This window comes from Dyadobacter sp. AC419 (genome assembly GCF_979253085.1).
The window spans coordinates 1-11,737 of the sequence record NZ_CEEDCD010000016.1; the positions used below are offsets into that span (position 1 = coordinate 1).

The window sequence follows — 11,737 nt, forward strand, 5'->3', positions numbered from 1 at the left end:
ACGTAATCATTAATACGCACGGAGATCTGGTGCATGGCATGAATAATTTTGCCGATCTGTCTGCTGTTAAAGATAAATATGCCCCGCATTTAAAACTGATTCCCGGAGATTATGAGGCCAGTCTCGAAATTTACCGGAAAAATATGTCCCTCGAATTTATCACAGGTTATTTGCTGGAATATGCACTTTCTGTCGATAATATTTTTGTCATCATCTTGATATTCGCTTCGTTCGGTGTAAGGCCGCAATATTATAAGAAGGTCCTTTTTTGGGGTGTTTTAGGCGCAATTATCATGCGTTTTGTCTTCATTTTCCTTGGATCAGCGTTAATGCAGCGCTTTGAATGGATCATTTACATCTTCGGATTGCTGCTCGTTTATCAAGGTGGAAAGATCTTTTTGCAAGGTGGAGAAGATGAGAAAATCGATCCGGCTAAGCATCCGGTGGTGAAATTTGCTTCCAAATATCTGCCTGTTTTCCCAAGATATGTTCGCGAACATTTCTTTGTTTTGAAAAAAGGCAAATGGCTGGTTACGCCGCTTTTCGTCGTCGTTCTTATCGTTGAATTCACTGACTTAATCTTCGCTGTTGACTCGGTTCCAGCCGTTTTCTCAGTAACAAAAGATCCTTACGTTGTCTTCTTTTCCAATATATTCGCCATCATGGGGCTTCGTTCCATGTTCTTTTTCCTGAGCAACATTATGGGCCTTTTCCGATTCCTGAAATATGGTTTAGGGGTCCTGCTGGTGTTTATTGGCGGAAAAATGTTGTTCCACACGCAGTTGGAGGCAATTGGATTTGAAACGGTTTACTCTTTATATGTAATTCTGGGCATTCTGGCTGTGAGCATACTTGTGCATCCGTCGTGTTTCCAGAGAAAAAAGAGGCCGTATCCGAAGCCGTTACCAAATAGTTAACCGTTCGGGATCGTTTGAGTATCTATGGATCGCATTCTAAAAGCTTACTTAAAAACGGCTTACAAATCTTAGTACACGCAATAAATCGTTGTTATTGCCGAGCCTCCCCTCGGAACAGTTTCTCGATCTTCATGAGACTGATTTTCTTCTTGGGAAAGGCTTCCATTGAGCTGGTTAAGCAATTGGTTCAGAGCAAAACACGCATTGCGCTTTGTGATGTCATTGATCCGAGGTTTGAAAAAGTAAACGAAGTCAGTAAAAAATTAAGAAAATCGCGCGAACCGAACGCTTCATTGAAGAAGAGCGGGGTTCGCGCGACTTGTTTGTCGGCTATCCTTTTGTAAAGGGCAAGCTTTCAGACGGAACACCCATTCATGCGCCGCTCCTGTTTTTCCCGGTTACACTGAAAATGAACCGTGAGCAATGGTGCTTATATGAGGTTCCTGAGAGCGAAGTAGTTCTTAATCAAAGCTTTGCACTCGCGTATGCACATTTCAACGAATCCGTCATTACGGACGAAACGCTTGAAAAATCATTTGAGGATTTTCCCAAAGATCTGCTCGAATTCAGGACGCAGTTATATGAATGGTTGAAATCCACGGCATTCAAAATCAATTTTAATCAGGCGCTTTTTGAAGATATTCTGATTCCATTTAATGCACAGAAAAGCTCAGAGTTAGATTTAAATGAGCGAAATGGAGAATTGAAACTGTTTCCAGAAGCTGTTCTGGGCATTTTTCCGCAGGCAGGCTCATATCTTGTGCCGGACTATAATTTACTGCTTGAAAAGGCCCAGGAGCAATCTTTCAGCATTCCATTGATTGGTAATGATGATTCGGGTGAAGCGGGCTGGGATGACAAAACGGACATTGTTAATGTGCCTTTCAACGCCCGTGCTGTTAAAGAGGAAGAGATTTTAACGCCTTTTTCAGTTGATCAATCACAGGAAGAGATCATTCTGGCTGTAAAATCCGGGAAATCAATCGTGGTGCAAGGGCCTCCGGGAAGTGGAAAATCGCAGCTGATATGCAATCTCATGGCCGATTTTGCAGCGAGAGGCAAGCGGGTGCTGTTGGTTTGCCAGAAAAGAGTTGCGCTGGATGTGGTTTATCAAAGGTTGCAAACCATTGGCATGACCGATTTCGTCGGCCTGATCCACGACTTCAAGAATGATCGCCCCGCCTTATATCGTCAGCTTGCATCTCAGATTGACAAAGTTGAAGCATATAAACAACAAAATTACAGTTTGGACGCTGTTTTTCTGGAACGGCAGTTTGCGCAGCAAAGTCGTGCTATTGATCGCACGGTGCAAGAACTTGACGAATTTCGAAAAGCTTTGTTTGATGAAAGTGAATGCGGCGTAAGCATTAAGGAACTGTATTTATCGAGCGATCAAAAGGCGCCGCAAGTTAATCTGAATGCATTTTACAGGTCTTTCAGAATGGATAATCTGGACGTTTTTCGCAGACAATTAAAGACTTACAGCACTTACATTGTATATTTTCCTGCTAATCATCCCTGGGCCGCAGCGCAAAAGCTTTGCAACTTTTGGCTTGGCGGAGTTGAGAAACATGGAAAATATGCTTGCCGAATGGCCAGGAATCTATGCAAAGCAAGCGCAAAGATTCGAGCGTCTGACCAGACAACCCTTTTCACTTGACTTTCTTGAAAATAAAAATGAGCTTATTGAGCGCCTGAATGACATTGCCGAGCTTGTTTCTGATCCGGTAACATTTCAACAATTTCAAAAATACAACGCTTCATCGGTCAATGCGCATGAGCGGCTTGCGTTCATCAGGCAAACCACTCGACGGACTTGAAGCTGCTATCTGGCGTGAGGCCGGGATTGAGTTTCCGATCGCCGTCTGCAAAGCTTTCTGCCTTTGCCCAATCATTAAGAAAATCTATCGAAGCCACGCAATCGACCGTTTCGGGGCTTTGGTGGAATATGTTTGGGAAAGAAAAAGCGTGAAGTGGAACAAGTGGCTAAGGCAAACGGCCTTTCTCTGTCGCCAGAGGATCTTTCGATTCTGGAAATCAGGGTGCGCAATCGCATTGAATTGGAAGCTTGGCTCAATAATAAGCTGCTGGCGTCTTCAACCCGGATAGCATTGACGAAGATGTAGGCGATCCGGGAAAAGAATACGTTTCGTTTTTCCAAAAGTCTGAGGCGGCAGCAGATGCGGCTGTAAGAACTTTGTTCAATCCTTGGTCCTCCATTTCAAAGACCATATCAGCCGAAAAAAGTGACCCTGTCACATTTATTGAAACCATTACAAGTCTTAAAACCTGGGCAGAAGCCTGGAATCGCATTGAATCTGCAATGTCGCCGTTCTTGCTTGCCCAACAAATCCGAAAATTACTTGAAGAGCCCACGACTTACAGTGACCAGCTTTTGATGTCATTAAGCAAGGATTTTGACTCAATGGTTGATATGGACAAGCTTTTCGGCAACCTGACGCAAGTTGAACAGTCGGTTACCAAGGTCATTGTCGATGCAAGTCAAAAATTGCCGCAAAAGAATGCGGAAGCAATTGTTAACCTGTTTGAAAACAGCATCAGGCTTGCCTGGATCGAGCACATTGAGACAAAATTTCCGGATTTGCGCGCTGTTACTTCTTTAAAAATGAAGCAATGGGAAGATGGTTTACAAGAATCTATTGTCGGAAAGCAGAAATTAAGCAGCGATATCACCGGAATCAAACTGCGTGAAGCAACTTATGAAGATGTCGCAAAAAATCGGCTGGGTAACCGGGTAACTTATCGTGAGTTGGGGCATCAGGTTACGAAAAAGCGCAAAATCTGGCCGATCAGGAAGCTTTTGGAAAGTTATTCGGATGAGGTTTTTGCGCTTTTACCATGCTGGATGGCTTCTCCCGAAGCCGTTTCCGCTATTTTTCCGATGCAGGCTGCATTGTTTGACCTGGTTATTTTTGACGCAGGCGTCACAATGTTATGCTGAGTATGGCTTGCCTGCGGCATTTCGCGGAGCGCAAATCGTGGTTACGGGGGATAGCAAGCAGCTTTCGCCAAGTGATTTATACAAAATCCGTTACGAAGACAAAGTAGAGCCGGAGACTATATTCACCGGCCATAGAGATAGAATCGTTACTCGACCTGGCGGCGCAATCTTTGGATCAATATCAGCTTACGGGACATTACAGAAGTCTTTCTCTGGATCTTATTGATTTCTCAAATCGTCATTTTTACATAAGATACGCTGCGCCTGCTTCCTGATTTTTTCAATGTTAATGAGGCAGTGCCGGGCATTCAATACATTAAAACGGACGGGGTTTGGAGAAGCAATGTCAATTTGATTGAGATTGAAAAAGTCGTGGAGCTGGTTAAAGGAGCTGGGCGCTTCCGGCAAAAGCATTGGCGTGGTGACTTTCAACTTTTTTCAGCAAGCCGCTATTCAGGACAGGCTCGAAAAGGACAGCATTACATTTAAAGATCTTTTTGTCAAAAATATCGAGAATGTCCAGGGCGACGAGCGTGATATCATCATATTTTCAATGGCTTATGCGCCGGATGAGAAGGGGAAAGTGTCGATGCAATTCGGAAGCCTGAACATGCAAGGTGGTGAAAACAGACTGAATGTTGCCATTACGCGCGCAAGAGAACGGATCGATTCCGTAACCAGCTTGTGGCCGTCTCAATTGCAAACGGAACAGACTGCTAATGCAGGGCCCAAAATTCTGAAAGCTTACCTGGAATATGCGCTGGATGTGTCAGAAGGCAGATTCCGGGCTGTTCCCGTCCCAGCCGGCAAGTTTAAATCGGACTGGTTGCTGAAAGATAAGCTGGTGAAGCGCAATGCTGATTTTGAAAAAGAGCTGCCTTTCGGCGACATCACGATAAAAAGAGAAGGGGCTTATAAGGGTTTGGTGCTTACAGACGATGATTTGTATCATTACAGCAAATCGTCAAAAGAACCACACGCTTACTTGCCCCTTCTGCTGCGTCAAAAAAACTGGCCTTTCAGCCGGGTTTACAGCCGCGAATATTGGTCAGGAAGTCTCAATCCCGAAAGATTAAAGCTCCTTGATACGGATGTTTCTGAATGAAACCTTGTTTCCGTGATCTTGCAATGCAATTTTCCCTTTTGGAGAAGCGCCGAAACCTTCCCAGGTTTTGAATTTACTGTCTGCAACAAGCTTGTCCCATTCGCCGCCTTGTGCTGGGAAATCAACTAATTTCTTGCCGTTTAGCCAGCTTTCGCCTTTTCCGCCTTTGATCACCACTTTCGCTTTGTTCCATTGGCCGGCAGGTTTTACCGCAGCAAAATCATTTGGAGGAAGCATGTCATAAAGTGAGCCGGATTTGTGATTGCCTGCTTTTCCAGCTTTTGCGTCCGGGTGTTTCACATCGTCAAGGATCTGATTTCAGGTCCGGTAGAGTAGGGGCAGCAGTATTTTTGTCTTCAATTACGTGGTAAATAATGCCGCTATTGCCGCCTTCTGAAATTTTCCATTCCATTTCCAGCTCGAAATCGCCATATTCTTTATCGGTAACAAGATCTTTTCCTCCTTTTTCGGCGAGAACGATTGCGCCATCTTCAATCTTCCATTGCGGCAATACATTGTCTGATTGCCAGCTATGCCATCCATTGAGGGTTTTTCCATCAAATAAATTCACCCATTTTCCCTTATCCTGCGCATCTGCCGAATTTGAAACCAGGGCCAATGAGAATAATGCGGCAATTGTTCCTTTTGAGAATGCACGCCATTTTGTAAAATTCATATCCTTGTTGTTAAAGTTTTGGAGCACAATATTAAGTACTTTTAAGTTTCGAATTACTTAATCTGTGGAAAGATAAACGAGGGTTTCCCAGCTAAATTTCCCCCACGCAACGATATTTAATTATAAACCAATGGCTTCAATATTCTCAAAGATTGTTAACGGAGAAATTCCAGCTCATAAAATCGCTGAAACGGAAGATTTTTTGGCTTTTCTGGATGCATTTCCCATTACAGCCGGGCATACGCTGGTTATTCCTAAAGAGGAGATTGACTATATTTTCGATTTGGATGATAACCTGTATTCAGGCTTGTTCTTATTTGCCAAAAGCATTGTTCCTGCCATTCAGAAAGTGGTTCCTTGCATTAGAGTGGGCGTTTCAGTGATTGGATTGGAAGTGCCGCATGCGCATGTGCATTTGCTACCGCTTAACAGCATGGGTGATGCCGATTTTTCCAAAAAGATAAAAATGTCACAGGAAGAACTGGCGGATTTGGCTGCGAAGATCCGGGCGGAAATCAGCGCATAGTCACGTAGGAAATCCCGATTTTCAGAATGCGAAATCTTTTCTGATGCCTAACATGAAGCCGTGGGTTTTGCGATACAAATCGCCAATGTCGCTTGCATAAGATCCTTTGATCGTCATGCCTCCCAGCACATTTACATGGGTCTGAGCGCCAAGTAATCCTGAAAATTGTTTCGGTGAGCCTTGAAAACGTTCCTTATAACTTCCCGAATTACTGGAAAACGAGAACTTGCTATGCCACTGAACCTTCCTGAAAAGTGTCCCTTTCAGGCCAACATGCCAGACTAAAACCCGGTTGTTACTTGTAAAGTTATCCGCGTAATTCGGCCATTTCCAGTTGGTCTGCGAAGTCGGCGGAATGAACGGTGTTCCAATAGTGCGATCGTGATAGGACCAGCCATCGCGGATTTGCTGGTTGTTGAAATAATTGTCATTCCCTCGCTTCTTGCCGTTTCCAATGTCGAACTGATCGCCGCCCTGGTCTTTTGTAAACAGCATTTCCACGACGCCTTCGGTTATTTCAAAATTCGCGCCGTATGAGTTTTTTCTCCTGATGCGCAGTCCTGTAAGGCCGTCCTTGATGCCCTCCATGTAAAATAGGGAGCCGTCTTCATAAATAAATTGCCTGTAAAGGTAAATGCTGCTGCCGTATGTCTCGATCTCCATCGCAAGGTCCAGCGACCCCAAATGGTTTCCTACGCGGTTAGTGCTGTCGAAATGTGTGACGTCATCACCCGATCCGCCAATGGTCCCGAAAACCGCGTGAACATAATTGGCAAATCCGTCGGGAAGATTACCGCTTTCTGAAACCAGATGAATCGATTTTCCACCCCACTGTACCTGATGGTTGAAACCTCCGTAAAGTTTTAGTTTCGAATTGATCTTTCCTAAACGCAGGTAAAATGCCTTTTGATGAAATTTTAAGCCGCTGGTTGCGGGGCGGCCTTTTTCAAAAAAACCATCGGAATAAAATCCGTTAAATGAAACCCAGCCTTTGGTTAATGGAACTGCGACAAATCCGGTTGTTCCGATGAAAATCTTTGGAATAGGAAGCGCATTGCCCGACCATGCGTAGGAGCCCATGCCTAATGTGGAGTCTGCCAGGCCAACATTCTGCTTTTTTCTCCCAACAAATAACTCCCAATTTTTGAAGCGCAATGTTGCATGCAGCTGCGGTAAGAGCATTTTTTTATCTTCATTAAAATTACCCACCGCCTCAACACCTATTCCCGCGCGCCAGGTTGAAGACAACGGCCAGTAATTTTCAAGTGAAATGCGGGCAGCTCCTGCCGGAACGTCCAGGGGCACTGTGCCAAACTGATTGGCGTGAATCCAGAATGGCGTATGTGTGTTATTGCTTCCAAAACCGGCTATTTCAATAAAATTGTTGGTAGAATCGGCATAGGTCTGCGTTTGTTCTTGCTCGGATTGCGAAAACCCGGGGAGCGAAATACAAACCAGAAATGTCAGGAAAGGAAAGATTCTCATAAGCAGACCCTCAAAGCTTTTTCGTAATGTGTATAATGTGACATTCTGACAAAAATAAGTATAACTTTTTGCTATTCATATTGTACTTAACGGCAATAGCAAAAAGTAACCATTAGTCGAGAAATCCGCTCTTGCGAAGGCCGGCGATAAGGCCTGTGTGATTTTGGATAAAGTCCCCCAAAATCAGACGTTAAGTTACCAAATACGCTGCATCCATTAAGTAATTTCAGGTTCTTTTCTACCGTTAGAGACAGTGAAACCTGCTCTTTTACAGTGTCAAATGGAGTGAGTAATGATCCCGAATTTCTGGAATAAGTGCCTCTGAAACCAAAGTAAATTTTCTGCCAGGTTGCTGTGAGTCCACTATGGAACGCCCAAAACCTGTTATTATTGGTAAATTCGGAAGCATTCGACGGAAGCGACGGATCGGTTGTTGTTTTTCCCGGTGCCAAAGGCGTCCCGATTCCACGGTCAAAATAGGACCATCCGCGCCGGTAAATGTAGCTGTTATAATAGTTACCCTTTTCGTAAATGGCCAGACCTGAAAGCGGTGAACGGTTCGTTTGGCTGTTGGTCCCGACGACTTCCAGCAATGCACTTTGCAGCGCAAACATTTTCGATTTCGCTGGCAACTGCTTGATCCTTTTGATTCGGAAACCATTCAAACCATCTTCAAAATTGATGACTTTGAACAAAGAGCCGGTGTCGTAAATATTTTGTCTGTATAAGAAATAGGACCATTTCTGCCCTCGCCACTCACCAGCCAGGTCAATTGTTCCGAAGTGATTGCCGACTTTGTTGTAACGCAGCGTTTTTCCACTGATCGCATACCAGTAAGCTTTTAACGGTTCCAGCTCAAAAAGTGGAATGATCTTATCCTCGCCTCCCCACATTACCTGATGGTTAGCGCCAACGTGGATCTTTAAACGGCCCGTTTCCTTTCCAAAGCGGAAATAGAGTGATTTTTGATGGAAATATGTAAAGGAGACCTCACGTTCAACGCCGTAATTTAACTGGCTACTGCCCAGATAACCCTCTGAATATGAAAATTTGAGTGCGACAATGTCTTTGGTAAAATACAATGGAATGTAATCCGGAGATGAAATCTGCACGCGTGGAAAAGGCCTTGAATTGCCTGAAACCGACAAGGAGCCAGAAGTCAGCGTGGTGTCCATGAGGCCCATTACATTGTTCTTCTGTCCGGCAAGAATTTCTATTTTGCCAAATCTTGCAGCAACGTAAGCGTCCGACAAGAATGCATTACCAGATTTACCATAACTGGCGATTCCCTGCCAGCCCGCCACTCCATTGGAATGTGCGCGGATTGTGTGGGTTATAAATTTTATAAATCCCGGCATTAACCAAACCGAAATTTCCATCTAACGGAATGTTGCCATTCTGATTGGCGTGTGCCCAAAATGGTGTTTGATCGGTGGCGCCGGATAATAACACACTAGCGCGATAATGTACAGTAGAATCCTGTGCGTGTGAAGCTAACGCGAGGCAAACGATTACAACAAGAAGGTAAACTCGCTTCAAATAAATTTGGACCGGCATTTAAATGTAAAAATTACTCATAACGGGAATGCGTTCAATTGCCAAAGTTATCTGATAAAACCGGATTTTCTCCATCCTAACATGATAGCAGTGCTTTTTGAATAAAGATGTCCAAAATCCGTGCCTAACGAAACGCCGAGCCGGCTCTCTGATTTGTTGCATACGGGAATTTCGAAACGGGCAAGTAGGGAAGTCTGGTTGACTGGGGGTTGATAGGGTTGCGAGTAAGTGCCGGAATTAACCGAAAAGCTGGCTTTTAAAATGAATGTGAGTTTTCGAATTACACCATCCAGGCCTGTGTGAAATGCCATCAAACGGTTATTGGGCGTAAAACGGTTTGCAGAGCTTCTTAACTTTTCCTCAATAAGATGCTGCGGAGCAATGAGTGGCGTTCCCAGGGACCTGCCTTTGTAAGACCATCCCTGGCTGTAAACGTAATGGTTAAAATAGTTATCTCTACCGAAAGTGCCCGTTGAAAAGTCAAAAACATCGCCACCCTGATTTTTTGTGTAAATGAACTCAAAAAGTGCCGTTGTGACTTGTAATCCGCTTTCTTGCGACTTAGCTCGTTTAATTCGAATTCCGTTTAAGCCGTCTGAAATGTTGGAAAGATTCGCCAGGGAGCCATCTTCGAAAATACTTTGGCGATACAAAAACAAGCTCCATGCTTTTCCTTTCACGTCGAGTCCGACATCAATGGTGCCGAAATGATTCCCGACCCGGCTGGCTTTCCATAGTTTCCCAAAAACAACATATTTATAAGCTTCTGAACGCTTCAATCCACCTGTGAAAATTTTGTCTTCACCGCCCCACATTGCCTGGTGATTAAACCCTGCAAAAAGATTAACGACTTGACTTCGTTTGCCTAGTTTAAGATAAAATGATTTTTGATGCAGATAGGCTTCGTTAATAGCAGGCACATTGCCATAACTAATGCTCGCAGGACCGAGAAGGCCGTCAGAATAAGTGAATTTAAATGAGATAATGTCGTTGCGCGGGATGAGGCTTACGAATTTTGGTGTTGCAATCTGAATTCTTGGGTATGGCCTTGCATTGGAAGACATGGCTATGGAGCCACTTGTTAATACGGAATCCGCTAAGCCAGTGAATTGTTCTCGCTGACCAACACTTACTTCGACAGGGCCAGCCTTACCAGCTAAAAACAAATCAGTAAAAAATACCGAAGCGCCTTTGCCAGCATTTGCAAACAGCCTGAAACCTCCTGACCATTGCAAGAACTGGTGATTATTAGGATTATAAACTTTGTGCAGACTGGCTTGTGCCAATAGAAACGATCCGTTAGTCGGGACCGTGCCATGCGCATTAGCATACATGAAGTAAGGAGTATTTGCCGAACTTAATGAAGCTTGCAGCTCAGTTGAATAACAGTATGTTGAATCCTGTGAAAATGAAGCCTGCTGCAATGCGGAGAAGCATAGCAGCAGTAAGAACCGAGTCCTCATGGGAGAGATTATCGACCTCTCTTACCGAAGATAACGACAGCAGTCAGGAGGATTATTTTCAACTCCAGCATGAGTGTCCAATTCTTAATGTAGTACAGATCGTACATTAGTTTATGACGGGCATCAAAAACGCCTGCACCATACGTGTACATGACCTGCGCATAACCTGTAATCCCAGGTTTGATGGCGTGCCGAGCATTGTAATACGGAATCAACTCATCGAATGTTTCCGTAAAAACCTGCCGCTCCGGCCTTGGACCAATGAGAGAAAGGTCCCTTCTGAAAATATTAATGATCTGAGGAAGCTCGTCGATGCGACTAAGCCTCATAAAAGCGCCGTAAGCGAAAGTTCTGGAATCGTTCTTCTTAGAAAATGAAGCACCGTTGGTTTCTGCATCCAGTCCCATTGACCGGAATTTGATGCATTTAAACAGCTCATTGTTCATACCCACACGTTCCTGGAAATAGAATGCAGGACCGGGGGATTCGAGTTTAATGCGGAAGTAGCTTAAAACCCAAAGAGGAAATGTGATGAGAAAGAGGATAATCGAAACGGTAACGTCGATGATCTTTTTCGGATAACGGACTCTCTTTCCAAAGGATGGCATTGTTGACAAATTCGGGTTCATTTCCGAAATGTCGTCCGGGATGTAAACTTTTTTGAGATTCTTTTCGCAAAAATCGTAAACGGTCGTGATCCTTATGGATTTGTTCTTGCGAATGACCAACTCGTAAATTACTCTGTTGCGCTGGTCGTAATGTGGGTTAGTAACAAGGTGGACTTTTTCAAATTTGTCCAGAAGTGGCTTTACTGTGTGATTGATCAGATAATCATCGTCCGAAGAGTGCGGGACCAGAATGATTTCCTTGTAAATCCTTCTTAGATGCCTGAAATCGTATTTTTGGAGAAAGTAGTCATAGCTTGTGATAATTAGAATTTCATCGGTAGAAGCATTCTTGCTCAACAATCGATGTACATACTTTCGGCTAGAGACAGAAGTTTGATTCATATGTGTGCGACTATGTTAGATAGTAAGCGTGTGTTA

Annotated in this window: 11 protein-coding genes and 2 pseudogenes; 8 read left to right on the forward strand and 5 right to left on the reverse strand. The window is 44.1% G+C overall.

Annotation, left to right across the window (positions count from 1 at the left end):
- From AC0IYG_RS09675 to AC0IYG_RS09705, 7 genes and pseudogenes are all read left to right on the forward strand, one after another.
- Positions 1 to 913: pseudogene (locus AC0IYG_RS09675) on the forward strand (TerC/Alx family metal homeostasis membrane protein); the annotation flags it as partial.
- 135 nt (positions 914 to 1,048) lie between these two features.
- Positions 1,049 to 1,261 carry a hypothetical protein gene (locus AC0IYG_RS09680; protein WP_471710895.1) on the forward strand — a complete coding sequence of 71 codons (213 nt, stop codon included), beginning with the start codon at positions 1,049 to 1,051 and terminating at the stop codon, positions 1,259 to 1,261.
- A complete protein-coding gene (locus AC0IYG_RS09685; protein WP_471710896.1) occupies positions 1,237 to 2,577 on the forward strand; it encodes an AAA domain-containing protein in 1,341 nt (446 codons plus the stop codon). Before AC0IYG_RS09680 ends, AC0IYG_RS09685 begins: the two co-directional genes overlap by 25 nt.
- Before the next feature lie 156 nt (positions 2,578 to 2,733).
- Positions 2,734 to 2,889, forward strand: coding sequence for a hypothetical protein (locus AC0IYG_RS09690; RefSeq protein ID WP_471710897.1), 156 nt, complete (start codon positions 2,734 to 2,736; stop codon positions 2,887 to 2,889).
- A complete protein-coding gene (locus AC0IYG_RS09695; RefSeq protein WP_471710898.1) occupies positions 2,870 to 3,043 on the forward strand; it encodes a hypothetical protein in 174 nt (57 codons plus the stop codon). Before AC0IYG_RS09690 ends, AC0IYG_RS09695 begins: the two co-directional genes overlap by 20 nt.
- A 71-nt stretch (positions 3,044 to 3,114) precedes the next feature.
- Positions 3,115 to 3,879 (forward strand): hypothetical protein, encoded by a 765-nt coding sequence (locus AC0IYG_RS09700; protein ID WP_471710899.1) that lies wholly within the window; start codon positions 3,115 to 3,117, stop codon positions 3,877 to 3,879.
- A 361-nt stretch (positions 3,880 to 4,240) separates the two neighbouring features.
- Entirely contained in the window at positions 4,241 to 4,984 is a 744-nt protein-coding gene (locus tag AC0IYG_RS09705) for an AAA domain-containing protein (RefSeq protein WP_471710900.1), read from the forward strand.
- Here the strand turns inward: AC0IYG_RS09705 and AC0IYG_RS09710 are convergent.
- Positions 4,952 to 5,660 (reverse strand): annotated as a pseudogene (locus AC0IYG_RS09710) (3-keto-disaccharide hydrolase). The gene AC0IYG_RS09705 and the pseudogene AC0IYG_RS09710 sit on opposite strands and share 33 nt — an antisense overlap.
- A 130-nt stretch (positions 5,661 to 5,790) precedes the next feature.
- Here AC0IYG_RS09710 and AC0IYG_RS09715 point away from each other — a divergent pair.
- Positions 5,791 to 6,186 (forward strand): HIT family protein, encoded by a 396-nt coding sequence (locus AC0IYG_RS09715; RefSeq protein ID WP_471710901.1) that lies wholly within the window; start codon positions 5,791 to 5,793, stop codon positions 6,184 to 6,186.
- A gap of 21 nt (positions 6,187 to 6,207) precedes the next feature.
- Here AC0IYG_RS09715 and AC0IYG_RS09720 read toward each other — a convergent pair whose 3' ends face one another.
- From AC0IYG_RS09720 to AC0IYG_RS09735, 4 genes are all read right to left on the reverse strand, one after another.
- Positions 6,208 to 7,671, reverse strand: coding sequence for a capsule assembly Wzi family protein (locus tag AC0IYG_RS09720; RefSeq protein WP_471710902.1), 1,464 nt, complete (start codon positions 7,669 to 7,671; stop codon positions 6,208 to 6,210).
- 86 nt (positions 7,672 to 7,757) lie between these two features.
- A complete protein-coding gene (locus tag AC0IYG_RS09725) occupies positions 7,758 to 9,050 on the reverse strand; it encodes a capsule assembly Wzi family protein (RefSeq protein WP_471710903.1) in 1,293 nt (430 codons plus the stop codon).
- 225 nt (positions 9,051 to 9,275) lie between these two features.
- Complete coding sequence (locus AC0IYG_RS09730; RefSeq protein ID WP_471710904.1) at positions 9,276 to 10,691, reverse strand: capsule assembly Wzi family protein; 1,416 nt, start codon at positions 10,689 to 10,691, stop codon at positions 9,276 to 9,278.
- A gap of 8 nt (positions 10,692 to 10,699) precedes the next feature.
- A complete protein-coding gene (locus AC0IYG_RS09735) occupies positions 10,700 to 11,701 on the reverse strand; it encodes a sugar transferase (RefSeq protein WP_471710905.1) in 1,002 nt (333 codons plus the stop codon).
- Positions 11,702 to 11,737: the final 36 nt, after the last annotated feature.

Coding starts and splice junctions, on each gene's coding strand:
- AC0IYG_RS09680 (WP_471710895.1), top strand. CDS start 1,049: ATGAGACTGATTTTCTTCTTGGGAAAGGCTTCCATTGAGCTGGTTAAG.
- AC0IYG_RS09715 (WP_471710901.1), top strand. CDS start 5,791: ATGGCTTCAATATTCTCAAAGATTGTTAACGGAGAAATTCCAGCTCAT.
- AC0IYG_RS09720 (WP_471710902.1), bottom strand. CDS start 7,671: ATGAGAATCTTTCCTTTCCTGACATTTCTGGTTTGTATTTCGCTCCCC.
- AC0IYG_RS09725 (WP_471710903.1), bottom strand. CDS start 9,050: ATGGAAATTTCGGTTTGGTTAATGCCGGGATTTATAAAATTTATAACC.
- AC0IYG_RS09730 (WP_471710904.1), bottom strand. CDS start 10,691: ATGAGGACTCGGTTCTTACTGCTGCTATGCTTCTCCGCATTGCAGCAG.
- AC0IYG_RS09735 (WP_471710905.1), bottom strand. CDS start 11,701: ATGAATCAAACTTCTGTCTCTAGCCGAAAGTATGTACATCGATTGTTG.